At 68.5% G+C, this 23,677-nt stretch carries 16 protein-coding genes; 5 read left to right on the top strand and 11 right to left on the bottom strand.

Annotated elements, in window-relative coordinates:
- Positions 1 to 5 precede the first annotated feature (5 nt).
- The 6 genes from AC1IQ6_RS10770 to clpS form a co-directional block, all read right to left on the bottom strand.
- Positions 6 to 1,667, bottom strand: coding sequence for a PqiB family protein (locus AC1IQ6_RS10770; protein WP_102772166.1), 1,662 nt, complete (start codon positions 1,665 to 1,667; stop codon positions 6 to 8).
- Positions 1,668 to 1,725: 58 nt separating this feature from the next.
- Complete coding sequence (locus AC1IQ6_RS10765; protein WP_209165318.1) at positions 1,726 to 3,042, bottom strand: PqiA/YebS family transporter subunit; 1,317 nt, start codon at positions 3,040 to 3,042, stop codon at positions 1,726 to 1,728.
- A gap of 18 nt (positions 3,043 to 3,060) precedes the next feature.
- The gene (gene clpA, locus AC1IQ6_RS10760) at positions 3,061 to 5,373 is read right to left on the bottom strand and encodes an ATP-dependent Clp protease ATP-binding subunit ClpA (RefSeq protein ID WP_168202101.1); all 2,313 of its coding nucleotides are present in this window, start codon (positions 5,371 to 5,373) and stop codon (positions 3,061 to 3,063) included.
- A 55-nt stretch (positions 5,374 to 5,428) separates the two neighbouring features.
- Positions 5,429 to 7,642, bottom strand: a complete 2,214-nt coding sequence (gene pbpC, locus AC1IQ6_RS10755) for a penicillin-binding protein 1C (protein ID WP_485866300.1) — start codon at positions 7,640 to 7,642, stop codon at positions 5,429 to 5,431.
- Positions 7,639 to 12,846, bottom strand: coding sequence for an alpha-2-macroglobulin family protein (locus tag AC1IQ6_RS10750; RefSeq protein WP_485866299.1), 5,208 nt, complete (start codon positions 12,844 to 12,846; stop codon positions 7,639 to 7,641). Before AC1IQ6_RS10750 ends, pbpC begins: the two co-directional genes overlap by 4 nt.
- Before the next feature lie 160 nt (positions 12,847 to 13,006).
- A complete protein-coding gene (gene clpS / locus AC1IQ6_RS10745; protein ID WP_025135841.1) occupies positions 13,007 to 13,321 on the bottom strand; it encodes an ATP-dependent Clp protease adapter ClpS in 315 nt (104 codons plus the stop codon).
- A 226-nt stretch (positions 13,322 to 13,547) separates the two neighbouring features.
- Here clpS and AC1IQ6_RS10740 point away from each other — a divergent pair, with 226 nt between their 5' ends.
- Both AC1IQ6_RS10740 and AC1IQ6_RS10735 read left to right on the top strand, forming a co-directional pair.
- Positions 13,548 to 13,793 carry a cold-shock protein gene (locus AC1IQ6_RS10740; protein WP_006220277.1) on the top strand — a complete coding sequence of 82 codons (246 nt, stop codon included), beginning with the start codon at positions 13,548 to 13,550 and terminating at the stop codon, positions 13,791 to 13,793.
- A gap of 88 nt (positions 13,794 to 13,881) precedes the next feature.
- Complete coding sequence (locus AC1IQ6_RS10735; RefSeq protein WP_168202100.1) at positions 13,882 to 14,370, top strand: DUF192 domain-containing protein; 489 nt, start codon at positions 13,882 to 13,884, stop codon at positions 14,368 to 14,370.
- Positions 14,371 to 14,463: 93 nt separating this feature from the next.
- Here AC1IQ6_RS10735 and pcaF read toward each other — a convergent pair whose 3' ends face one another.
- The 5 genes from pcaF to xseA form a co-directional block, all read right to left on the bottom strand.
- Complete coding sequence (gene pcaF, locus AC1IQ6_RS10730; RefSeq protein WP_479731520.1) at positions 14,464 to 15,669, bottom strand: 3-oxoadipyl-CoA thiolase; 1,206 nt, start codon at positions 15,667 to 15,669, stop codon at positions 14,464 to 14,466.
- A 123-nt stretch (positions 15,670 to 15,792) separates the two neighbouring features.
- Positions 15,793 to 17,187: a chloride channel protein gene (locus tag AC1IQ6_RS10725; RefSeq protein WP_247747668.1), complete on the bottom strand. Its 1,395-nt coding sequence runs from the start codon at positions 17,185 to 17,187 to the stop codon at positions 15,793 to 15,795.
- A 58-nt stretch (positions 17,188 to 17,245) separates the two neighbouring features.
- Positions 17,246 to 18,910, bottom strand: coding sequence for a methyl-accepting chemotaxis protein (locus tag AC1IQ6_RS10720; RefSeq protein ID WP_102772173.1), 1,665 nt, complete (start codon positions 18,908 to 18,910; stop codon positions 17,246 to 17,248).
- A gap of 245 nt (positions 18,911 to 19,155) precedes the next feature.
- Positions 19,156 to 19,734 carry a superoxide dismutase [Fe] gene (gene sodB / locus AC1IQ6_RS10715; RefSeq protein WP_102772174.1) on the bottom strand — a complete coding sequence of 193 codons (579 nt, stop codon included), beginning with the start codon at positions 19,732 to 19,734 and terminating at the stop codon, positions 19,156 to 19,158.
- Positions 19,735 to 19,852: 118 nt separating this feature from the next.
- Entirely contained in the window at positions 19,853 to 21,220 is a 1,368-nt protein-coding gene (gene xseA / locus AC1IQ6_RS10710) for an exodeoxyribonuclease VII large subunit (RefSeq protein ID WP_485866298.1), read from the bottom strand.
- Between the two features lie 354 nt (positions 21,221 to 21,574).
- Here xseA and AC1IQ6_RS10705 point away from each other — a divergent pair, with 354 nt between their 5' ends.
- The 3 genes from AC1IQ6_RS10705 to lpxK are packed head-to-tail and all read left to right on the top strand — an operon-like array spanning position 21,575 to position 23,672.
- Positions 21,575 to 22,198: a MotA/TolQ/ExbB proton channel family protein gene (locus AC1IQ6_RS10705; RefSeq protein ID WP_102772176.1), complete on the top strand. Its 624-nt coding sequence runs from the start codon at positions 21,575 to 21,577 to the stop codon at positions 22,196 to 22,198.
- Positions 22,195 to 22,608 carry an ExbD/TolR family protein gene (locus AC1IQ6_RS10700; RefSeq protein ID WP_111824782.1) on the top strand — a complete coding sequence of 138 codons (414 nt, stop codon included), beginning with the start codon at positions 22,195 to 22,197 and terminating at the stop codon, positions 22,606 to 22,608. The genes AC1IQ6_RS10705 and AC1IQ6_RS10700 overlap by 4 nt, the downstream gene beginning before the upstream one ends.
- A complete protein-coding gene (gene lpxK / locus AC1IQ6_RS10695; RefSeq protein ID WP_485866297.1) occupies positions 22,605 to 23,672 on the top strand; it encodes a tetraacyldisaccharide 4'-kinase in 1,068 nt (355 codons plus the stop codon). Before AC1IQ6_RS10700 ends, lpxK begins: the two co-directional genes overlap by 4 nt.
- The last annotated feature ends 5 nt before the right edge of the window (positions 23,673 to 23,677 follow it).

The following is a 23,677-nucleotide window of genomic DNA, read 5'->3' as shown; positions in this document are numbered from 1 at the left end:
GGGTATCAGTTCCTGACAGGACCGGCGCCTGGAATCGGGTCTGGACCGCGGCCGCGCAGCAGGGCCTCGGGGTTGGCTTGCAGGAAATCGGCCAGCGCGCGCAGCGAACGCGCGGCGCGGCCCAGCTCCTGCATGGCGCGCTCCGTGTTCACCGGCAGCGAGGAGTCGGAGGCCAGCAGCGAGTTGATCTGCGCCATCGAATCCCTAGCCTGTTTCAGCATCTTCTGCGCCTCGGGCGCCACCTGCTTGTCGAGCCGGCCCATCAGCTTGGAGGTGCTGGCCAGCGTGGCGCGCAGGTCTTCGCCGATCTTGTCGAACGGAATCTTCTCGACCTTGGCGATGATGTTGCTGACTTGCTGCTGCAGCTGGTCGAGGTTGCCCGGCACGGTCGGTATCTGCGCCGGCTCGGAATCGACGAACTCGACCGGCTTGGCGTTCGGGAAGAAGTCCATCGCCACGTAAAGCTGGCCGGTCAGCAGGTTGGCGGTGCGCAGCTGGGCGCGCAGGCCGTGCTTGATCATGCTGCCCAGCAGGCGGTTGCCGGCCACGTCGCCGTTCTGGACGGCGCGCTCGCGCACCTCGTCGAACACGCGGCCCAGGCGTTCCGGATACAGCGTGGCGTCCACCAGCGAGTAGAAGCGCTTGGCCTGCGGATCGAAATCGAGGTTGATCTGCGTGACGTTGCCCAGCGTGATGCCGCTGAAATCGATGGGCGCGCCCACCGTCAGGCCGCGGATCGACTGGTCGAAGCGCAGGCGGATCGGGAAGGCCTCGCCGTCCGGGTTGGCCTTGGCCGCGGTCTCGGTGGGATAGAGTTCGAATTCGGTATCGTCGGCGGCCGGCGTGCCGGAATCGCGCGTGTTCAGCACCGGCTCGAACGCCACGCCGCCCATCGCCATCGACACCAGCGACTGGGTGCGCACCTTCAGGCCGTCGGCGTTGACGCTGAAATCCACGCCGCTGGCGTTCCAGAAGCGCGTGGCGTTGGTGACGAACTTGTCGTTGGGCGCGTCCACGAACACCTCGACGTTGACGGCCTTGCCGGTCTGGTCCAGAGCATAGCCGATGACACGGCCGACGTTGATGCGGCGGAAATACACCGGCGAGCCGATGTCCAGCGACCCCAGGTCGGCCGCCTTGAGCTTGAAGCGCTTGCCGGCGCGGTCGTGGGTGACCGCGGGCGGCACTTCCAGCCCTTCGAATTCCAGCTTGGTGGCCTTGTTGCCGTTCTTGCCTTCCTCGGCGTCCACGCCGATGTAGGCGCCCGACAGCAAGGTGCCCAGGCCGGATACGCCGCTGACGTCCAGGCGCGGGCGCACCACCCAGAAATTGGTGCCTTCCCGCGCCAGGTCCGAGACTTCCTTGGCCAGTTCGGCGCGCACCACCACCTTGCTGCGGTCTTCGTTGAAGCCGATGGCGCGCACGGTGCCGATGGTCACGTCCTTGTAGCGCAGCTGGGTCTTGCCGACTTCCAGCCCTTCGGCGGTGTTGAACGAAATGGAGATGTCCGGTCCGGCCTGCATCCAGGTCCGCACGACCAGCGACAGGCCCATCAGCGCGGCCACGATGGGCACCAGCCAGATCCACGAGACCCGGCTTTTCTGCTTGCGCGAGATCGAGGGCGAAGCGAACGGTTCCTCGCCCGATCCGGGTGCTTGCTCGGACATCTATTCTTCCTTTTTAGTGGGGGGAGCCGAGGGTCGGCCCCCGTCCCCGCCCAATTTCCTAGCCCGTTTCCTGGCCCGCGCCAGTCGTCGGGCGGCGCCGGCTTTCGACCGGTGCCGATTCTATTTCACTTTGCGTTTCCAGGTCCCAGCTGCGGCGCAGGTCGAAGCTCATGGCCGACAGCATGGTCAGGATCACCACCACGCCGAAGGCCGCCGCGCCCGCCCCCGCGCTGATTTCCATCAGGCCCTGGAAATCCGCCAGCGCCGCCAGCAATATAACGACAAACACGTCCAGCATGGACCACTGGCCGATGAATTCCACCATCTGGTAGAGCCGGGTGCGCGGACGCAGGTTGGTGGTGCTGCGCCATTGCTCGGTGAGCAGCAGCAGGATGATCGCGAGCAGCTTGGTCAGCGGCACCGCCACGCTGGCGATGAAGACGATGAGCGCGATGTCCCAGGAGCCCATCTCCCACAGTTCGACCACGCCGCCCAGAATGGTGTGGGCGCTGTCGCCCAGCACCGAGCTGACCTTCATGACGGGCAGCACGTTGGCGGGAATGTAGAACACGATGGCCGCCAGCAGCAGCGCCCAGGTGCGCGCCAGGTGGTCGGGCTTGCGGTGGTGCACCAGCGCGTCGCAGCGCACGCAATGATGCAGCGCCTCGGGGTCGGCCTCGCGCGGCAGCGCCTGCACCTGGCCGCAGACGTGGCAGCCGGTCAGCACCCGGTCGGGGCCGGCCTGCGGCACGTGCACCGGCACCACGCCGGTGTCTTCGGCGTAGCGCCACAGCGCATGCGGCGACAACCGCCCCAGCATGGTCAGCAGGATGGTGAGTATGCCGAAAGCGCCCAGCCCGATCCCGGGGGACACGGCCGCCATGCCCGCCAGCTTGACCACCGCCACCAGCACGCCGAGCAGGAACACCGGCACCATGCACCAGGGACGCAAGATACCCAGCAAGCGCATGGCAGGACGGAAAGCCAGCGGCTCGCGGCCCCGCGAGAGCGGGCCCAGCACCCACAGCAGCACTCCCAGCTGCAAGAGCGGCAACGCGAAGCCGGCCAGACCGGTCATGACGGCCACCACCCAGTGCCCCTGGCGCCAGGTGATGGAAATGGCGTCCAGCAGCGAGGCCTGCTGCGTCATGCCCTGCACGGACATGGACGCGACGGGATAGGCGTTGGCCACCCCGAACACGATCAGGGCGGCGATGGCGAGAGCCAGCCAATTGGACAAACTAAGCCCGCTGTAGCGCCACAGGGTGGCGCCGCAGCGGGCGCAATTGGCAGTCTCGTCAGGTTCGAGCTGATGCCGGCGATAGATGCTCGCGCAGTGTTCGCACTCGATCAGCGGCTGGCGGTCCGCGGTCATAGAGGGGGTTGCGTTGCCCTAGTCGACGAGCTCGACTTCCTGCTTGTCCGGCGCGTCCGAGGACGGCGGCTTGCCGTTGTCGTCGAAGCTCAGCGTGACCTTGCCTTCGTCGTCCAGGTCCACCGTGACCGTGCCGCCCTCGACCAGCTTGCCGAACAGCAGCTCGTCGGCCAGCGCGCGGCGGATGGTGTCCTGGATGAGGCGCTGCATGGGACGCGCGCCCATCAGCGGGTCGAAACCCTCCTTGGCCAGATGATCGCGCAGGCGCGTGGTGAACACGGCCTCCACGCGGCGCTCGTGCAGCTGGTCTTCGAGCTGCATCAGGAACTTGTCCACCACGCGCAGGATGATCTCGCGGTCCAGGGCCGCGAACGGGATGATCGCGTCCAGGCGGTTGCGGAACTCGGGCGTGAACATGCGGCGGATCTCGGCCATTTCGTCGCCGACCACGCGCGAGTTGGCGAAGCCGATGGACGGACGGTTCAGCGTCTCGGCGCCCGCGTTCGTGGTCATGATGAGGATCACGTTGCGGAAATCCGCCTTGCGGCCGTTGTTGTCGGTCAGCGTGCCGTGGTCCATGACCTGCAGCAGGATGTTGAACACGTCCGGATGCGCTTTCTCGATTTCATCGAGCAGCAGCACGCAGTGCGGCTGCTTGGTGATGGCCTCGGTCAGCAACCCGCCCTGGTCGAACCCGACATAGCCGGGAGGCGCGCCGATCAGGCGCGACACGGCGTGGCGTTCCATGTATTCCGACATGTCGAAGCGCAGCAGCTCCACGCCCAGCGTGAACGCGAGCTGGCGGGCCACTTCGGTCTTGCCCACGCCGGTGGGGCCGGAGAACAGGAAGGCGCCGATGGGCTTTTCCGGCTTGCCCAGGCCCGAACGCGCCATCTTGATGGCGGCCGACAGGGCCTCGATGGCGTTGTCCTGGCCGAACACCACGGTCTTGAGGTCGCGCTCCAGCGTGGCGAGCTTGCTGCGGTCGTCGTTGGAGACGGACTGCGGCGGGATGCGCGCGATCTTGGAGACGATGTTTTCGATGTCGACCTTGCCGATCACCTTTTTCTGGCGCGAGCGCGGCAGCAGACGCTGCGCGGCGCCGGCCTCGTCGATCACGTCGATGGCCTTGTCGGGCAGGTGGCGGTCGTTGATGAAGCGCGCCGACAGTTCGGCGGCGGCCGACAGCGCCGCGGCCGAATAGCGCACGCTGTGATGTTCCTCGAAGCGGCTCTTCAGGCCGCGCAGGATCTGCACGGTCTGTTCGACGCTGGGCTCGGGCACGTCGATCTTCTGGAAGCGGCGCGACAGCGCGTGGTCTTTCTCGAAGACGCCGCGGTATTCGGTATAGGTGGTCGCGCCGATGCACTTGAGCTGCCCGGACGACAGGGCCGGCTTCAACAGGTTGGACGCGTCCAGCGTGCCGCCCGAGGCCGAACCGGCCCCGATCAGCGTGTGGATTTCGTCGATGAACAGGATGGCGTCGGGATTGCCGCGGATCTGCTTGAGCACGCCCTTCAGGCGCTGTTCGAAATCGCCGCGGTACTTGGTGCCGGCCAGCAGCGCGCCCATGTCCAGCGAATAGACCTGGGCGGCCTGCAGGACCTCGGGCACTTCGCCGCGCGTGATGCGCCAGGCCAGGCCCTCGGCGATGGCGGTCTTGCCCACGCCGGCCTCGCCGACCAACAGCGGATTGTTCTTGCGGCGGCGGCACAGCACCTGGATCACGCGCTCGACTTCGTGCTCGCGCCCGATCAGGGGGTCGATGCGCCCGGCCAGCGCGGCCGCGTTCAGGTCGGTCGCGTACTGGTCCAGCGGCGACTGGCGCGAGTCGCCCTGGTCTTCACCATTGGTCTGCTGCTCTTTCTGCACGGCGGCGGACTCCACCTGGGGCTGTTTGGTAATGCCATGCGAGAGGAAGTTGACGACGTCGAGCCGGGTGACGCCCTGCTGCTGCAGGTAGTACACGGCGTGCGAATCCTTTTCGCCGAAAATGGCCACGAGCACGTTGGCGCCGGTTACCGGCTTCTTGCCGGTGCCGCCGGCCGACACGTGCATGATCGCGCGCTGGATCACGCGCTGAAAACCCAGCGTGGGCTGGGTGTCTACTTCGGCGCCGCTCGGAATCACGGGCGTGTTTTCCGAGACGAACTGGCGCAGGTTGCGGCGCAGCTCGTCCAGGTTCGCGGCGCAGGCGCGCAGAACCTCGACAGCCGAAGCGTTGTCGAGCAGCGACAACAGCAGGTGCTCGACGGTAATAAATTCGTGCCGGGCCGAACGGGCCTCGACAAAAGCCATATGCAGGCTGACTTCAAGCTCTTGGGAAATCACGCTTCCTCCGTGACGCATCGAAGCGGTCAAATACACGATTCATATTCTATGCCGATCAGGGCGTAACGCCAGCGATTTCAAAAACCACGCTGTCGTGGCGGCCGTGCGCATCCATGACAGTAAGCGTATACCGGCCGTCTCTGGCCAGCACTAACTTGAATGGATGACCCGACGCGCCCTCGCTCACCACGCGCCCGTCGAGCATCCACCATACAACGCCCTCGGCTCCTTGCACATCCACATCTACCGCCACCTCGCGCCCGCCGGGCACGGGCCGCAGCACCGAACCGGTCGCCACGCCCTGCAGGCGCACGGGCGCCTGCGAGGTGTCGGCGTAGCCCGCGAACGACGGCGGCGCGGTTTCGTTCAGTATCCACGCCGCCCGCTGTTCCGGACATTCGCCGGACGGCACGCTGCCCAGTCTGTAACCCAGCGGCCAGCAGATCACGGCGGACTGCACCGTCGCCGGCCGGACGCGGGCCTGGGGCGCGCCTTCCGGCAATGCCGCCACGATGTCCTGCAGCAGCGGCGCGGCCACGTTGGCGCCGAAAAACCCCGGGTTGGGCGTGCCGTCGGGACGGCCGACCCAGACGCCCAGCGTCCACCTGTCGGTCACTCCGACGGCCCAGGCGTCCCGGAATCCGAAACTCGTCCCGGTTTTCCAGGCCAGTTGCCGGGCCGGGCTGCCGGCGTTGTAGAACGGCCGGTCGGGGTGGCCGCCGCCTTCCAGAATATCGCGGACGATCCAGGCGGCCCCAGGGCTCATCATACGGGACTCGACCCGCGGCTGCTCCGGCCGCAGGCGGGGACGGCCCGAAATGCCGCCCCGTGCCAGGGCGCGATATGCGCCCACCAGTTCTTCCAATGTGGTGCCGCCCCCGCCCAAAATCAAGCTCAGATTGGGCTCGGCGCCGACCGGCAATCGTAACCGCACCCCGCCCGACAGCATGGACGCGGCGAAACGGGTCGGGCCGACCCGGTCCAGCAGGTCCACCGCCGGCACGTTCAGCGAGCGCTGCAAGGCCTGCGCCACGCTGATCGGCCCGGCGAAGGCCGCCTGGAAATTGCCCGGCGCGTAACCGCCGAAGGACATCGGGGCGTCGATCAGCAGGCTTTCGGAATGGATCAGGCCCTCGTCCAGCGCCTGGGCGTACAAAAAGGGCTTGAGCGTCGAGCCCGGCGAACGCACGCCGCGCACCATGTCCACGTGGGAATAGCGGGTGGCGTCCGAGAAGTCGGCGGAACCGGCGTAGGCCTTGACCTCCAGCGTGTCGTTGTCCATGACGAGCACCGCCAAGGACACCTTGGGCGGCAGGCTGTCGACCCGGTCCAGCAGCATGTGCTCCACCGAGGTCTGCATGTCGGCGTCCAGGGTGGAAGTCACCAGGGGCGGACGCGCGCCGGTCCGGCGGGCGCCGGCGCCCGCCTCCTGCAACAGGCGCTGCGCGGCCAGCGGCGCCAGCCAGCGGGCGCGCAGCGGCGGCGCCACCACGCGCTCGATCTTGGCGTCGGCCACTTCGGCCGGGGTCCAGCGGCCCAGCTCGACCATGCGGTCCAGGACCTTGTCGCGCGCGGCCTGCGCGGCCTCGGGATGGCGGTCGGGGCGCAGCCGCGACGGGGCCTGCGGCAAGGCGGTCAGCATCGCCGCCTCGGCCGGGCTCAGGTCGCGCGCCGGCTTGCCCAGCCACAGGCGCGAGCCCATCTCCACGCCCTCGACGATGCCGCCCATCGGCGCGTGGGTCAGGTACAGCGACAGGATCTCGTCCTTGCTGTAGTGCATTTCCAGCTGCACCGCGCGCCAGGCCTGGCGCAGCTTGGCCGACAGCGAACGCGAGGGCTTGCCGGCCAGCTCGGGGTCGATCAGGCGCGCGACCTGCATGGTCAGCGTCGAGCCGCCCGAGACGATGCGCCGGTTGGTGGCCCACTGCCAGCCGGCGCGCGCCAGCGCCACCGGATTGATGCCGGGGTGCCAGTAGAACCAGCGGTCCTCGTAGGTCAGCAGGGTTTCCAGATAGTGCCCGGACACCTGGTCCGGCCGCACCGGGTAGCGCCAGATGCCGTCGCGGCTGGGATAGTTGCGCAGCGGCGTGCCGTCGGCGGCCACCACCACGGCGGCGCCGCCCGAGTCCACGGCAGGCAGGGGATACAGGCGGTCGAACGCGAATAGCAACGCGGCCAGCGCAAACAACGCGCTGGCCGCGAAGATTCCGCGCCGCCGCCAGCGGCGGGCGCGCTGCGCGCCCGCCGCCGGGGTGGCGGCGGCGTTCAAGGACGCCTGGCGCCGCGGTCGCGGATCTCTACCGTGCTCCATTGCTCGCCTACGCCCCGGATTTCCGGCCGATACATGTCTTCGGCCACCGTCGACGGCACCGCGTAGCGGCCCGGCGTCACCACCCGCACCAGGTAGAACACGTCCACCTTGCCGCGGCCCAGCGCCACCGCGGCCACGTAGCGGTCATCGCGGAACTCGCGGTGCTTGATATTGGGATCGGCCATCGCGTCGGCCACGCGCCGCCCGCCGATGGTCCAGTCCTGCATCTCGGGGCTTTGCGACAGGTTCAGGTTTTCCACCTCGAAGCCGGCCGGCACGCGGTCGACCAGCAGCGCGTCCGGGATGTTCTGGTTGGCGCCGGCCTGCAGCCAGACCACCAGCATGTCGCCGGTCTGCAAGGTGCCGCCGTCCCACGGACGGCCGTCCGGACGGTACCAGCCGCGCTTGAGCTGGATGATGTCGTTGCGCGGCGCCGGCGCCGAGGTCGGGCTGCCCTGGATGTCGTACTCGACGAACAGGGACTGGCTGCCGGTGTTGGTCAGCTGCATGCCGGCCAGGTCGGCCACCGACAGCGCCACGGTCTGGTCGCTCTTGCCGCCGGCCAGCGGCTTGCGCACGCCGTTGAGCGTCAGCGCGGCCTCCCAGGGCGTGGACTTGTCGCCGCCGATGGCGCGCGCGGCCAGCAGCAGCGACATCTGCTCCTGGGTCGACAGGTACGAGCGGTTGCCCAGGCGGCTGGCCAGCTGGCCGACCAGGTTGTCCAGGCCGTCGTGGCGCAACTGGTACTGCTGCGCCAGCGCATAGCCCAGCGCGTAGTCACGCACGCTGCTGCCGTAGTCCCCCAGCCACTCGTCGTAATAGGCGCTGTTGCGGCGCTGGTGGATGCCGTAGTCGCGCGACACGGCCAGGTCGAGCGCGGACTTCATGCGCCCTTCGTCGCCCATCAGCTTGAAGGCGGCCGCCAGCTGGATCAGCGGCAGCGGCGACCGCGCGCGTTCCTGGTAGTTGTCGAACAGCTGGCGCACGGTCGACAGCGGCGCCTTGTTGTCGCGCGCCAGCGCCAGCACCGCGGTGGCCAGGCCGGCAAAGCGGCGGTGGTCTTCGCGCAGGATGTTGGCGTCGCTGGCGTCGAGACGCCCCGATTCGAGGTTGCGCTTGAGGTTGGCCGACCATGTGCCGAACGCGCCGGCGCTCTGCTGCACCTGTTCCAGCAGCCACTGGCGCGAACGCTCCAGCGAAGCCTCCGGCACTTCGAAGCCGTGGTCGCGGGCGTCCTGCAGGAAGCCCACGGCGTAGGCCGTCAGCCACACGTCGCGCGAGGACGAGCTGCTCCACAGGTTGTAGGAGCCGGCCGCGTTGCGCATGCCCGCCAGGCGGCCGATGGCGCCGGCCACCTTGGCCGCGCGTTCGGTCTGGCTGCGCGGCTTGAGGCCGAACTGCTTGGCCCCGTCCTCGTCGATCAGCACCCACGGCAGGGTCGCGCTGATGGTCTGCTCGGTGCATCCGTAGGGATAGTTGAGCAGGCCTTCGACCAGGCGGTTGACGTTGAACGGCGGACGGTTCGACACCGACATGCTGACGGTGGTGGAGTCCGGGTAATAGGAAGCCACCCACGAAGCCTGCGGCGTGTTCGATTCGCCCGGATTCAGGCGCAGGCGCCGCACCTGGCGCTCGGCCGCGTAGGCCGGCTGCACCTGCAGCACCGATTCGCGCACGATGTGCACGGGCTTGCCGCCGCCCTGCCCGTCGACGGTAAGGCGCATCAGGCCCAGGCCGTACGAGCCGGTGGTGCTGGCGGTAAAGCGCAGCGTGGCGCGCTGCTTGTCCTTCAGCGTGACGCTCTTGACGCCGTCGACGATGGCCAGCGGGTCCAGCGCCTCAAGCTTGACCGTCACCTTCTGCTCGGCGCCGCTCATGTTGGTGACGTCCAGCGCAATCGCGGCCTGGTCGCCCGGCGTGATGAAGCGCGGGGTGTTCAGTTCCGCCACAATGGGCGCGGCGACCACCATTTCGGCATCGGCGCTGCCGTAGTTGTCGGGCGTGAAGGCCACCGCCATCAGGCGCAGCGTGCCGTTGAAATCGGGCAGGTCCAGCGGGATGTCGGCCTCGCCCTGTTCGTTCAGCCTGACCGGGCCGGAGAACAGGTCGACCAGCTTGACCTTCTTGGGCAGGCTCTTGCTGTCGCCGCGCATGGCGGCGTCGCCGCCCCACTTCAGCTTGCCCTTGGTGCCGTCCATCTTCTCGATCAGCTTGCCGTACATGTCCAGCAGTTCGGGCGCGTAGCGGTGCTTGCCGAAGAAGTAGTCCAGCGGATCGGGCGTCTTGTACTGGTTGATATTGAGGATGCCCACGTCGACCGCGGACAGCGTGACCGTGGCCTGCTTGCCCTGGGCGCCGTCGACCTTGACGCGCACGGTGGTCTTGGTCTCGGGCACCGTCTTGGCGGCGGCCGTGAGCTTGACGTCGAGCTTGCGGTCGGCGCTGGCGATCGGCAGGAAGGTCAGGCCCAGCGCGCGCGCCGGGGTCACGCGGTCGCCCTCGCTGCCGGGCCGGAACACGGCCGCGGCGATGTACAGGTCATGCCGCTTCCAGGTCTTGTCCACGGGGATCTCGACCTGCGTGCCGGAGGCCTTCACGGCCACCCACGACGACCACAGCATGCGGTCGCCTTCCACCGTGATGAGGGCCTGGCCGTCATGCGGCGGGGTCAGGGTCAGCTTGACCGTGTCGCCCGGCTTGGCCGGCGCGCCTTCCAGTTTCATCTGCACGCGGTCCGGGCGGTTGCCCATGGCGTCGGCGTCCTGCGCGTTCCAGCCGGCGTAGAAGCGGTAACGCATGGTCTCGCCGGTTTCCGGGTCGGCGATTTCCAGGCGGTAGCGGCCCCACTTGACCGGCAGGGTCAGCTGGGCGCGGTCCTTCAGCGCGATCTCGCGCGAATCCACCAGTTCCTCGGTTTCGGTATAGCCGCTGTTCCAGCCGCGCTGGTCGTCGAAGCGCCAGTAGTACTGGCGGTCCTCGCGGAACAGGCGCACCTGGGCCTGCGCCAGCGGGGCGATCTTGCCCTGGGCGTCCACGCGCAGCACCTCGAAGCCGGCCGGCGCGCCCTCGCGCGCCACGTCGCTGTCGAACTGCGGACGCACGGCGATCAGGCGGTCGGCGGGCCAGACGCTGCGCTCGATGGAGCGCACCACCGGGCGGCCGCCCGATTCCAGCAGGCTGGCCGAGACCCGCACCTTCATCGGCGAATGCGTGCCGCCGGTGCGCGGATCGACTTCGAGCTGGCCACGGCCCTTGTCGTCCAGGGCCGCCTCGGGCAGCTCTTCGAAATGACGGCGGGCATCGTCGGCCACGTCGCCGAAGATGAACCCGGGCCACTGCTGCGGCAGCGCGTAGCGGTCGCGCTTGACCTGGAAGCTGGACAGCAGCCGGTTGCCGGCCGCGGGCGCGCCATACAGATAGTCGCCCTGCACATCCACCGTCAGCGACTCTTCCGGACGCAGCACCTCCTGTTTGGAGGTCAGCGTCATCTTCATGCGTTCGGGCAGGAATTCCTCGACCTGGAACTTCCAGGACGCGTCCGGCGCGCGCGAGGCGGGGTCCACACGCAGCTCGAGCAGCCAGGTGCCGGTCTGGGCGTCCTGCGGCAGCTCGACGCTGCGTTCGACGTAGCCCGGCAGGTCCTTGGCCGGATGCCACAGCGTGCTCAGCACGGTGCGGCCGTCGGGCCGCTTGAGCGTGGCGGTCAGCGGCGACGGGCTCAGCATGCGGCCGTCCAGGTCGCGCGGCAGCACCGAAACGTTGAAGGTTTCGCCGGGACGGTACAGATTGCGTCCGGCGTAGACGAACAGGTTGTTGGGACGCGAGGTGTGGCCGCCGGTATCGAACTCGGACAGGTCCAAGGCCGGTTCGCCCAGCGCCAGCACCGTCATTTCCTTGTCGCGCGAGGCGCGGATGACGCGCGCATTGGCGAAGCTGCCATCGAAGCGGACGTGGCCCTGCCCGTCCGCGGCGGCCTTGGCCAGCGTCTTGCCGGCGCCGTCGACCAGTTCGAACACGGCGCCGGAGATCGCGGTGCCGTTCTTGAGCGAAACCGAATAGGCCTCGATGCGGTCCAGATAGCGGCGCGCATGCAGGCCGATGTCGCTGACGTAGAAATACGTCACCTGGTATTCATAGCGGAAGCGGCCGGGCTGGCTCATCACCGCCACATAGATGCCCGGCTCCTGCAATTCCTTGATGCCTTCGACCGGCAGGAAGGTCACATGGCGCCGGTTCGGCTTGTCGTCGGTGAGGAAGCGGCCCTGGTAGACGCTGGTCGTCAGCGTATTCAGGCGGTCCAGATCCCAGTTGCTGACCGAGCCCTTCAGGCTGCGGTTGTCGGAATAGCGCCATTCGTCTTCATAGTCGCTGCCTTCGTCGTCGGACGAGGAAGCGGTGTTGCGGCCGATGCCGAGCACGGTGTCGAACAGCTCCGGCACGCGCTCGGGCGCAACGCGCAGGAACTGCACGTCGACCTCGGACACGTTGACCGTGGCCACCGGCAGACCGCCGTTCTGGCCGGCCGGCAGCACCACGCCGCGGCTGGCGAAATAGAACGACGGCGGCATGGCCTGGGTCTGCACCTCGCAATGCGCCACCTGGGCCAGCTTGCCCGAGGCGCCCGCGCCGGGCAGCCCGGCGCGCAGCGTCACGGCGTAGGAGCGCTGCGGCTGCACGTAAGGGAAATACACGACGCGCGGATTGTCGCCGACCACCCAGTTGCCCTTGACGATCTTGCCCTTGGGCGCCGGGTCTCCTGGGCGCACCGAGGCGGGCTGGTCGCCGGGCTGGGCGGCCGATTCGCTGTCTTCGTCGGCCTGGCCCGAAGCCGCGCCGGTATCGGTCACTTGCAGGAAAGCGTCCAGCTCGGCCTTGGCGTCAACGGGCTGGGTGAAGGTCACCGCCAGCGCCAGCGCGTCGTTGTACTGCCGCGGCTGGCAGGTCAGCGCCGCGAACGGATCGGCCTGGCCGACCTGCGCCGTGGCGGGCAAGGCCGGCTTGGCGTCGCTTACGCCCGGCGCCGGGGCCGGCTGCGATACCGCCGCCGGCGCGGGCGGGGCCGCCTGGCGTTCCTGGCCCATCCACCAGCCCAGGCCGATGGCGCCCGCCAATACCGCGACCCCGGCCGTCGCCAGCCAGGTCTTGCTGATCTTTCCACTCACGGCAAATCTCCCGCTTACTTTTAATATTGCGCAGCTTCTTTACGGCGAAGCTGCCGGCCGACTATCCCGCGCGCCTGGACGGCGCGCGGGCAACGCCGCCGGACACCTTAGTCCGGCAGAACAACGCCGCCATGACAGGCGGCGTGGTCGATTCGGGAGTTCAGACCGGCTCCATTACGCACTGCAGGGGGTGCTGGCGCGCCCGCGCGTACTGCGCGACCTGCGCGATGCGCGTGGCCGCCAGATCGCGCGGATAGACGCCGCACACGCCGCGTCCCTCGTGATGCACCTGCAGCATGATCCGCGTCGCTTCTTCGTGATTTTTATTGAAGAACTTCTGCAGTACTTTCACGACGAACTCCATCGGGGTGTAGTCGTCATTGAGCAGCAAAACCTGGTACATCGGAGGCGGCGCAACGCGCGCCGGCGCCTTCTCGACGGCCAAATCGTGCTGGGTATCCAAGGTAGAACTCATAGGGCCGCTATTCTATTTAAACTGGGGACGGCTAGCATGTAACTTACGGAAAATTACATGCAGAAATGCGTAGTTTCCATACTTGACGCCGCGAAGAAAAGCGGCGCATTATCCACGCATTCTGGGGTTTTCAACGCATCGAAAATCTGCCAGGAAGCCGGAGGGGGGACAGAGGTCTAGACCGCAATGCCCTTCTGTCAACATACGATTCAATGAGGCAGTCCGCATGTCTGATACGACCGCTACCGCCGTCCAAGGGGACAATCCCAAATCGACGGGCACCGTCAAATGGTTCAACGATGCAAAGGGGTTTGGCTTCATTACGCCCGACGACGGCGGTGAAGATCTGTTCGCCCATTTTTCGTCCATCCAGATGAATGGTTTTAAAACCCTGAAAGAAGGCCAGAAAGTGGCCTTCGAGATTATTCAGGGGCCCAAAGGAAAACAGGCGCTGAATATCACTGCCGCCTGATTTACCCTTAAAGCGCAACCACAGGTTGCGCCATTATCGGGCGGGGCTCACGGGCCCCGCCTTGTTATTTTCTTCCTCCGCCTGGCCCATGTTCAAGAACGCTGCTTTGTTTTCCCTAGGTCGTACGCTGTCCGCATCACCGTTCTTCAGGGCCGCCGCGCTCATGCTGGCCACCGCCGCCGCGCTGCCCGCGGCCGCCCAGACCGGCCCGCAGCCTCCGCTGCCCACTGTCCAGATCTCCGCCGGCATCCATATTATCCGCGCGGAAGTGGCCGATTCGGACCAAACCCGCCGCGACGGCCTGATGTTCCGCCGCGAACTGCCGGGCAACGACGGCATGCTGTTCGTCTTCGAGCAACCGGACGTGCAGTGCTTCTGGATGCGCAACACGCTCTTGCCGCTCTCGATTGCCTTTATCGCCGACGACGGCACGATCGTCAACATCGAGGACATGGCGCCCCAGACCGAAGACCCCCATTGCGCCAAGAAGCCGGTGCGCTACGCCCTCGAAATGGCGCAGGGCTGGTTCAAGGACCACGGCATCGCAGCCGGCAAGAAGCTCGACGGCCTGCCCTGACGCGCGCGCCGCGCCCGCCCATGAAAAAGGGAGCTCCGCGAGCTCCCTTTTTTGTTGGACCCGGCGAGGCGCGCGGGTCCGGTCCGCGCTGGCTTAGACGCGCTCGATGATCATCGCGATGCCCTGGCCCACGCCGATGCACATGGTGCACAGCGCGTAGCGTCCGCCGGTGCGGTGCAGCTGGTTGATCGCGGTGGTGGCCAGGCGCGCGCCGCTGGCGCCCAGCGGATGGCCCAGGGCGATGGCGCCGCCGTTGGGGTTCACGCGCGGATCGTTGTCGGCGATGCCCAGCTGGCGCAGCACGGCCAGGCCCTGGGCGGCGAACGCCTCGTTCAGCTCGATCACGTCCATCTGTTCCAGCTTCAGGCCGGTCTGGGCCAGCACCTTGAGCGTGGCCGGCGCCGGGCCGATGCCCATGATGCGCGGGGCCACGCCGGCCGTGGCCATGCCGATCACGCGGGCGCGCGGGGTCAGGCCGTGGCGCGCGGCCGCCTTTTCGTCGGCCAGCAGCAGCGCGGCCGCGCCGTCGTTCACGCCCGAGGCGTTGCCGGCGGTGACGCTGCCGCCTTCGCGGACCACGCCCTTGAGCTTGGCCAGCGCTTCCAGGCTGGTTTCACGCGGGTGCTCGTCCTTGCTGACGACCACCGGGTCGCCCTTTTTCTGGGCGATGGATACCGGCACGATCTCGGCGTCGAAGAAACCTTCCTTCTGGGCGCGCGCGGTCTTCTGCTGGCTGGCCAGCGCGAACAGGTCCTGGTCTTCGCGGCTGATCTTGAAATCGTCGGCCACGTTCTCGGCCGTCTCGGGCATGGAGTCCACGCCGTACTGGGCTTTCATCAGCTTGTTGATGAAGCGCCAGCCGATGGTGGTGTCGTAGATGGCGGCGCTGCGCGAGAACGCGCTGTCGGCCTTGCCCATCACGAACGGCGCGCGGCTCATGCTTTCCACGCCGCCGGCCAGCATCAGGCCGGCTTCGCCGGCGCGGATGGCGCGGGCCGCGGTGCCGATGGCGTCCAGGCCCGAACCGCACAGGCGGTTGACGGTGGCGCCGGGCACTTCGATCGGCAGGCCGGCCAGCAGGGTCGCCATGCGGGCGACGTTGCGGTTGTCTTCGCCGGCCTGGTTGGCGCAACCCATGATGGCGTCGTCCAGTTCTTCCCAGCGCACGCCGGGATTGCGCGCGACCAGCGCCTTGATGGCTACGGCAGCAAGATCGTCGGGGCGCACCGGCGCCAGCGCGCCGCCATAGCGGCCGAAGGGGGTGCGGATCGCATCACAGATATAAGCATGCACGGTCATGGGAAGCTCGAAGTAAGTGAGGAAAAACCGGATCGGACGATCTTAACGCAGGGGCCGCGCACCAAGTTGGCGCGCCCGCTGGATGTCCGCGGCACGGACAGTGTCCAGCGGATGTTCACCTTCCTACTTCGCCGGCTGGCGGGCCGCGCGCGCGGCGTCCACGATGGCCTGCCGGCGGAACCGCCCGGCGGACAGGTGATAGAACGGCAGCGGGCAGAACTGGCGCGACACCACCGAAGCCAGCAGCGAGGCCACCAGCAGCCAGAACAGCATGGGCTGGCTGCCGGTCATTTCCATCACCACCACGCTGGCCGTCAGCGGCGCCTGGGTGGCGGCGGCCAGGAAGGCGGCCATCGACAGCAGCACCAGCACGCGATGGTCCACGCCGTCGCCGGCCAATTGCCAGATGTGATGGCCGATGCCCGCGCCGGTGGTCAGGGCCGGCGTGAAGATGCCGCCCGGAATGCCCGCCCAGTACGACACCACCGTGGCCGCCAGCTTGGCCAGCCCGAAGCTGGCAGGCGCGGTGTCCTCGCCCGACAGCAGCCCGGCCGCCACGCCATAGCCGGTGCCGTACACCGTGCCGGCCGTGGCCAGCCCGATCGCGGCCAGCAGCAGGCCCATGGCGAAGGCCACCCAGATCGGATGCGCGCGCATCCAGGCGCGCCAGGATTGCGGCGAGCAGCCGGCCGCGCCCTTGCCCAGCAGGCGCCCGAACAGGCCGCCGGCCGCGCCGTTCAGCGCCGCGCAGATGAGCACCCAGGTGACCATGCCGTGGGCCAGCGGCGCGCCGCCGAAGACGCCGAAATACGGGTTGTTGCCCACCACCGCCACGACCAGGAAACCGGCGGCCAGCACGCCGATCAGCACCAGGCGCTGCCAGCGCAGCACGGTGCCGCGGCCCAGTTCCTCGATGGCGAAGATCACGCCTGCCAGTGGCGCGTTGAAGGCGGCGGCCAGGCCGCCGGCCGCGCCGGCGGCGATCAGCTCGTTGGCATGGAACCCGCGCAGCTGCACGCCGCGCCGTTTCCAGAAGTCGCCCCAGGCCAGCATCAGCGCGGCGCCGACCTGCACCGAAGGCCCTTCGCGGCCGATCGACGCGCCGGCCAGCATGCCGAAGAACGCCAGCGGGATTTTCCATAGCGTCTGCGCCAGCGACACCAGGCTGTTCTGGCCCGGACCGGGCGGCAGCGACAAGGCCCCGATCACCTGGGGAATGCCGCTGCCCGAGGCATTCGGCGCGTAGCGCAGCGTCAGCCAGCGCAAGGCCGCCATCGCCAGCGGCAGCACCACCAGCGCCAGCCAGCCGTTATGCGAGACCCAGGCGCGGTTCCATTCCAGCGCCAGATCGGCCAGCGACGCGAAGCCCAGCGACATCAGCGCCACCAGCCCGGCCCCGCCCAGCAGCAGCCCCAGCTGCACGCTCTTGCGCGACAGACGGTTGATCTGGCGCACCTTGCGGTGCATCCAGCGGCGCGGGGCGGCCAGTATCCGGCGCAGGAAATCGGAGTGGGTCATGGCATGGCTGGCGGGTTTGCAACGCCGCCAACCTTAACATTGCCGCAGCTTCGCCGGGTCAGAAAGCCGACCAGTCCTCGCCGGCGCCTTGCAGGGCCGGCCGCGCCACGGGCAGCGCCGGCTTGCGCGCGGCCGGCACCGCGTGCGCCAGCCGCGCCTGCGCCGCGCTGGCCGTGCCGCCGGCCTCGACCTTGAAGCGGCGCACTTCCTGCGCCAGGCGGCCGGCCTGTTCCTGCATGCTGGCCGCGGCCGCGGCGGCCTCTTCCACCAGCGCCGCGTTCTGCTGCGTCACGGTGTCCATCTGCGCCACGGCCTGGTTGACCTGGCCGATGCCGGCCGACTGCTCTTCCGAGGCGCTGGCGATTTCGCGCACCAGCGTGGCGACCTGGCGCACGCTGTCGACCACTTCGCGCATGGTGCGGCCGGCCTCGTCGACCTGGCGCGTGCCGCCTTCGACGCGCGCGGCCGATTCGTCGATCAGCGCCTTGATTTCCTTGGCCGCCACCGCCGAGCGCTGCGCCAGCGTGCGCACCTCGCCGGCCACCACCGCGAAGCCGCGGCCCTGCTCGCCCGCGCGCGCCGCCTCGACGGCGGCGTTGAGCGCCAGGATGTTGGTCTGGAACGCGATACCGTCGATCACGCCCGTGATATCTGCAATGCGGCGCGAACTGTCGGAGATCGCGCTCATGGTCTGGACCACGCCGTCGACCACTTCGCCGCCGCGCACCGCCACGCTGGAGGCCAGGTTGACCAGCCGGTCCGCCTCGCCGGCGTTGTTGGCGTTCTGCTGCACCGTGCTGGTCAGCTGCTCCATCGAGGCCGCGGTCTCCTCCAGCGAGGAGGCCTGCTCTTCGGTGCGCTGCGACAGGTCGGCGTTGCCCTGGGCGATCTGCGACGAAGCCGAGGCGATGCTTTCACAGCCGTCGCGCACGTCCTTGACGATGCGGGCCAGGCTTTCGTTCATGCTCTTCAAGGCGCTCATCAGTTCGCCGGTCTCGTCGCGCGAAACCACCTGGATGTCGGTGGTGAGGTCGCCCGCCGCCACCTGGCGCGCCGCCTTCACGGCCTGGTCCAGCGGACGCACGATGCCGCGCGTGACCAGCCAGCCCAGCAGCACGCCGAGCGCCACGCCGGCGACCGCCAGCGCGATCATGATGGCGCGCATCGTGCCGTACAGCTCCGTGCCCTGGCGCACCGTCTGCGCGGCGACGCCTTCCTTGCCCTGCGCCAGCGTGGTCATCAGGTCGTCGAGCTTCTGCGAGGCGGCGATCACGCGCGCCTTGATCTCGGCCGCGCCGGCCCCGCCCTGGACCGCGGCGAAGTAGGCGCTGGTCTCGCGCTTCCAGACCTGCTCGGTCTCGGCGAACTGCGCCAGCACGCGCCTGCCCTCTTCCGCATGGAAATTGGCGCTGGCCTTCTGCAGCAGCGCGTCCATGTTGGCGAGCGCGGTGTCGAACTGCTTGCGCTGCGCCTGGCGTTCCTGCTCGGTCGCGGCGGCCGGATAGCCGTTGAGCGCGCGGCCCGCGTAGATCAGGTTGATATTGGCTTCCTTGAGGTCCGAAAGCCCGCGCAGCTCGGTGTTGTAAAGCTGATCGTTCATGGCGTTGATGCGCGCCAGCCCCCAGACCCCGAAGGCCCCGATCGCGCCGCCTATGGCCGCGACCAGCAGAAACGCCCCCGACAGACGCGCGCCGATGCGCATGCCCGAAAATAACCGCAACATGTTTCCCTTCCCTGTAGTTCCCCCGGCTCATGGCGGGCATGCCGCAGTCCTGGACCCCGTGGTTCGGCCGCAGACCGGGCGCAACGATAGCGGCTCGCTCACTTGGGGATAACCCTGAGGAAGGGCATGTTTATTCTCGATATCCGGGCAATGAACCGGACGCGGAATAAAAAAACCCTTCGCCGGCAAGCGAAGGGTTTTTGCGGGGCGCGGCGCCAGCCGGCCCGTCAGCCTGAAGCCAGGGCTCAGGCGAAGTTCTTGGCCGCGAATTCCCAGTTCGCCAGGGCCCAGAAGTTCTCCAGGTACTTGGGACGGGCGTTGCGGTAGTCGATGTAGTAGGCGTGTTCCCACACATCACAGGTCAGCAGCGGCTTGTCGGCCGTGGTCAGCGGGGTGGCGGCGTTGCTGGTGTTGACGATGTCGACCGTGCCGTCGGCCTTCTTGACCAGCCAGGTCCAGCCCGAACCGAAGTTGCCGGCGGCCGACTTGTTGAACGCTTCCTTGAACGCGTCGAAGCTGCCCCACTTGGCGTTGATGGCATCGGCCAGCTTGCCGGTGGGCGCGCCGCCGGCCTTGGGAGCCAGGCTGTTCCAGTAGAACGTGTGGTTCCAGACCTGGGCCGCGTTGTTGAAGATGCCGCCCGAGGACTTCTTGACGATGTCTTCCAGCGACAGCGATTCGAATTCGGTGCCGGGGATCAGGTTGTTCAGGTTCGTGACGTAGGTCTGATGATGCTTGCCATAGTGGAACTCCAGCGTTTCCTTGGAGATGTGCGGAGCCAGCGCGTCCAGTTCGTAAGGCAGGGGGGGAAGAGTATGTGCCATGTGAAAGTTCCTTCTGTTGAATGCACGATCAAGCCGTTCAATTGTATCGGCAACTCCTGAGGATACCGCGTTAACCCCGTGCAGGCGCGGGGTTAACAAACGTGTCCGTCGCGCGGACTCAGGAAGCCTCGCGCGTGGCGCGCGTCTGCTTGACTTCGACGTTTGCGCCGCCCTGCGCGAAGCTGAGGTCCAGCGCCTGCCCCGCGGCCAGCGACGCCGCGTCGCGCACGATGCGGCCGTGCGCGTCGCGCGCGATGGCGTAGCCGCGCGCCAGCGTGTTGCCGGGATCGAGCGCGCGCAGTTGCGCCGTGGCCGCGGCCAGCCGGTCGCGGCGCTGCGCCAGCAGCCGCGCCTGCGCCTGGCCCAGCCTGCGCAGCGCGCCGCCCAGTCGGTCGGCGGCGCGGCCCGTGTCCGGCGCGCGATGCACCAGCCGCTGCTTCAGCAGGTCGACCCGCGCCGCGCGCCGCCCCTGCGGCCCGGCCCAGGCCGTGGCCAGCCTGAAGCGCAGGCTGTTGAGCCGTTCGCGCTGGTGCTCCAGCCGCTGGGCCGGCGACACCAGTTGCGCGGCCGCGCGGTCCAGCCGCTGGGCGGCGCGTTCGAGCCGGCGCTGCTGGCCCCGCGCCAGCGCCTGCGCCGCGTGCATGACGCGGCCCATGAGTTCGGAACGCGGCACGCAGGCCAGCTCGGCGGCCGCCGTCGGCGTGGGCGCGCGCACGTCGGCCACGAAGTCCGCGATGGTGAAATCGGTTTCGTGCCCGACCCCGCAGATCACCGGGATTTCGCTGGCGGCCACCAGCCGGGCCAGGGCTTCGTCGTTGAAGCTCCAGAGATCCTCGATGCTGCCGCCGCCGCGCACCAGCAGCAGCGTGTCCACTTCGGCGCGCTGGTTGGCCAGCCGCAGCTGGGCCGTCAGCCGGCCCGCGGCGTCGGCGCCCTGCACCGGCGCCGGATAAATGATCACGGGCACCTGCGGCGCGCGCCGCGCCAGCGCCGACAGCACGTCGCGCAGGGCCGCCGCGTGCAGCGAAGTGATCACGCCGATGGCGCGCGGCAGCCGGACGGGCTCGCGCTTGCGAGCGGGGTCGAACAGGCCCTCGCCGGCCAGTTGCTCTTTCAGGCGCAGAAAGGCTTCGTACAGATTGCCGACGCCGGCGCGGCGCATGGCGTCGGCCTGCAGCTGGTAGTCGCCGCGGGGCTCGTACAGCGAGACGCGAGCGCGGATCTCGACCTGGTCCCCGGCGCGCGGCACGAAACCCACCGCGCTGGCGCGGCTGCGGAACATCACGGCGCGCACCGCGGCCCGGTTGTCCTTCAAGGTGAAGTACCAGTGCCCGGAAGCCGCGGCCGTGAAGTTGGAAATCTCCCCGCGCACCCACAACGCCGGGATGCTGCGCTCCAACAACTGCCCCACGGCTTGGTTCAACTGGCCAACCGTCAGGATATCCCGCGTAAATACGTTGTTTGTGACTGCAAATTCAATTGTCATGGGGCTTTCCGATGCATAACCTGTCCACAGGGCACGCGTAGCGGGGCGCCATCATACCTTGTCCCCGCTTGTTTGCCGCAATCGGCCTGACAGCCAGCAAAATCGTAGCAACTAACTGATTTGTATATGCTTTTTTTGAAAAAACAGCTGCTCGCAATTGAAGCAAACAAGTGCAAACCCTGCGTGCGCAAGCCTTCCGGCGAAGTTTTACACAGAATTATCCACAAGATCTGTGGATAGCTTCGGGGTCGTTCCGACTTGCCACGCCCGGGCCGCCCCGTTACAGTTTCGGCTTGATCAGTTGCCGGCGCGCGGCCTGCGCGCGCATCCGGCGCTCCCCGGGAGTTGAACGCTTTGCTTTCCATCTTGCGCGAGGCCGGCTGGCCCATCTGGCCCCTGCTGGCGACATCGGTCCTGGGCTTGGCGCTGATCTTCGAGCGCTTCCTCTCGCTGCGCCGCGGGCTGGTCATGCCGCGCGGCCTGACCGAACAGGTCGCGGAAATGCTGCGCAACCGCCAGGACACCCCCGAATCCATCAACCGCCTGGAACGCAATTCCCCGCTGGGCCGCGTGCTGGCCGAAGTCATGCGCCACCGCCACCTGCCCCGCGAAGAGCTGCGCAACGTGGTCGAGGACGCCGGCCGCGCCGTCGCCCATGACCTCAGCCGCTACATCTCCGCCATCGGCACCATCGCCGTCATCGCGCCGCTGATGGGCCTGTTCGGCACCGTGGTCGGCATGATCGAGATCTTCGGCTCCTACACCCCCGGCGGCGGCGACCCCGCCCAGCTGGCGCGCGGCATCTCGATCGCGCTGTACAACACCGGCTTCGGCATCCTCATCGCCATTCCCGCCATGATCGCGCACCGCTACCTGCGCGGCCGCGTGGACGGCTACCTGCACGCCATGGAGCAGGCCGCCTCGCGCCTGGTGCGCGCCGTCTCGCACCACGCCCCCGCCCGCGAGGGCCGTCCATGAATTTCCGCGGCTCCCGGGGCGAGCGCGACGAGCTGGACATCAACCTGATCCCGCTCATCGACGTCCTGCTGGTCATCCTGATCTTCCTCGCCGCGACCACCTCGTTCGCGCGCTTCACCCAGCTCAAGGTGACGCTGCCGCAGGCCTCGATGGAACAGGACACGCCGCCGGCCCTGGAGGTCGCCATCAGCCAGGACGGGCGCTACGCGCTCAACGGCACGCTCATCGACGTCTCCACGCCGCCCGAGATCGCCGACGCCCTGCGCCAGGCCGCGGCCGGCAAGACCGAGCCGCTGGTCGTCATCAACGCCGACGCCCAGGCCACCCACCAGTCCGTGATCAACGTCATGGAAGCCGCCCGCCTGGCCGGCATCGGCCGCGTCAACTTCGCCGCGCAGACCGCCCGGTGACCGCCAAGCGCGCCTCCACGCTGCTGGCTCGCCAATGGCAGCACGGCGGCTGGCTCTCCACGCTGCTGCGCCCGCTGTCCGCCCTGACCGGCTGGGCGGTGGCGCGCAAGCGCAGCCGCTACCGGCAGGGCCGGCTTCCCGCCTACCGCGCCCCCGTTCCGGTGGTGGTGATCGGCAACGTCTACGTCGGCGGCACCGGCAAGACGCCGATGGTCATCGCCACCGTGGAAGGCCTGCGGGCGCGCGGCTACACGCCGGGCGTCGTCAGCCGCGGCTATGGCGTCAAGGTCGGCCCGCAGCCGCGGGTCGGGACCGGCGCGCTGGAGGCCGACCGCTATGGCGACGAGCCGGCGCTGATCGCGCGCGCCACCGGCGCGCCGGTATCGGTCCATCCCAAACGCGCGCTGGCCGCCCAGGCCCTGCTGCAGGCCCATCCCGAAGTGGACGTGATCGTGTCCGACGACGGCCTGCAGCATCTGGCGCTGGCCCGCGACATCGAAATCGTGGTGCAGGACGAGCGCGGCGTGGGCAATGGCCGGCTGCTGCCGGCCGGCCCCCTGCGCGAACCCGCCAGCCGCCTGCGGGAAGTCGACGCCGTGGTGACCAACGTCGGCGTTGCAAAAGCCGCTTCCGGCGCGCCGGGCGGCCGCCCGCGCCAGGTCAGCATGTGGCTGGAGCCGGGCGCGGCGCGCCAGATCGAAGGCGGCGCCACGCGCCCGCTGGCGTCTTTCGCCGGCCAGCCGCGCATCGCGGCCGCCGCCGGCATCGGCAACCCGGAACGCTTTTTCGCCACGCTGCGCGCCGCCGGCGTCGCGCCGCAGGCCACCCTGGCCCTGCCCGACCATCACGACTACGCCGAATCGCCGTTTCGCGCGCTGGCGGCCGACGCCATCCTGGTCACGTCCAAGGACGCGATCAAATGCGCCGCCCTGGGCGATCCGCGCCTGTGGGAAGTGCCGGTGCAGGCCGGCTTTTCCGACCCGCAGCTCTTCGACTGGCTGGCGCAGGCCCTGCGGGCCGGCCACCCTTCGGGAGCGGGTCCGGCCGGCGGCAAACTGCTTTAGAATTC

It is taken from the genome of Achromobacter sp. MUI-25009338 (genome assembly GCF_057359325.1).
The sequence above is the reverse complement of the archived record's forward strand: the minus strand, read 5'-3'. Positions and strand labels throughout refer to the sequence as shown.

Excerpts from the sequence above, each read along its gene's own strand:
- AC1IQ6_RS10770 (WP_102772166.1), bottom strand. The coding sequence starts at position 1,667 with ATGTCCGAGCAAGCACCCGGATCGGGCGAGGAACCGTTCGCTTCGCCC.
- AC1IQ6_RS10765 (WP_209165318.1), bottom strand. The coding sequence starts at position 3,042 with ATGACCGCGGACCGCCAGCCGCTGATCGAGTGCGAACACTGCGCGAGC.
- clpS (WP_025135841.1), bottom strand. The coding sequence starts at position 13,321 with ATGAGTTCTACCTTGGATACCCAGCACGATTTGGCCGTCGAGAAGGCG.
- AC1IQ6_RS10740 (WP_006220277.1), top strand. The coding sequence starts at position 13,548 with ATGTCTGATACGACCGCTACCGCCGTCCAAGGGGACAATCCCAAATCG.
- AC1IQ6_RS10735 (WP_168202100.1), top strand. The coding sequence starts at position 13,882 with ATGTTCAAGAACGCTGCTTTGTTTTCCCTAGGTCGTACGCTGTCCGCA.
- pcaF (WP_479731520.1), bottom strand. The coding sequence starts at position 15,669 with ATGACCGTGCATGCTTATATCTGTGATGCGATCCGCACCCCCTTCGGC.
- AC1IQ6_RS10725 (WP_247747668.1), bottom strand. The coding sequence starts at position 17,187 with ATGACCCACTCCGATTTCCTGCGCCGGATACTGGCCGCCCCGCGCCGC.
- AC1IQ6_RS10720 (WP_102772173.1), bottom strand. The coding sequence starts at position 18,910 with ATGTTGCGGTTATTTTCGGGCATGCGCATCGGCGCGCGTCTGTCGGGG.
- sodB (WP_102772174.1), bottom strand. The coding sequence starts at position 19,734 with ATGGCACATACTCTTCCCCCCCTGCCTTACGAACTGGACGCGCTGGCT.
- xseA (WP_485866298.1), bottom strand. The coding sequence starts at position 21,220 with ATGACAATTGAATTTGCAGTCACAAACAACGTATTTACGCGGGATATC.
- AC1IQ6_RS10700 (WP_111824782.1), top strand. The coding sequence starts at position 22,195 with ATGAATTTCCGCGGCTCCCGGGGCGAGCGCGACGAGCTGGACATCAAC.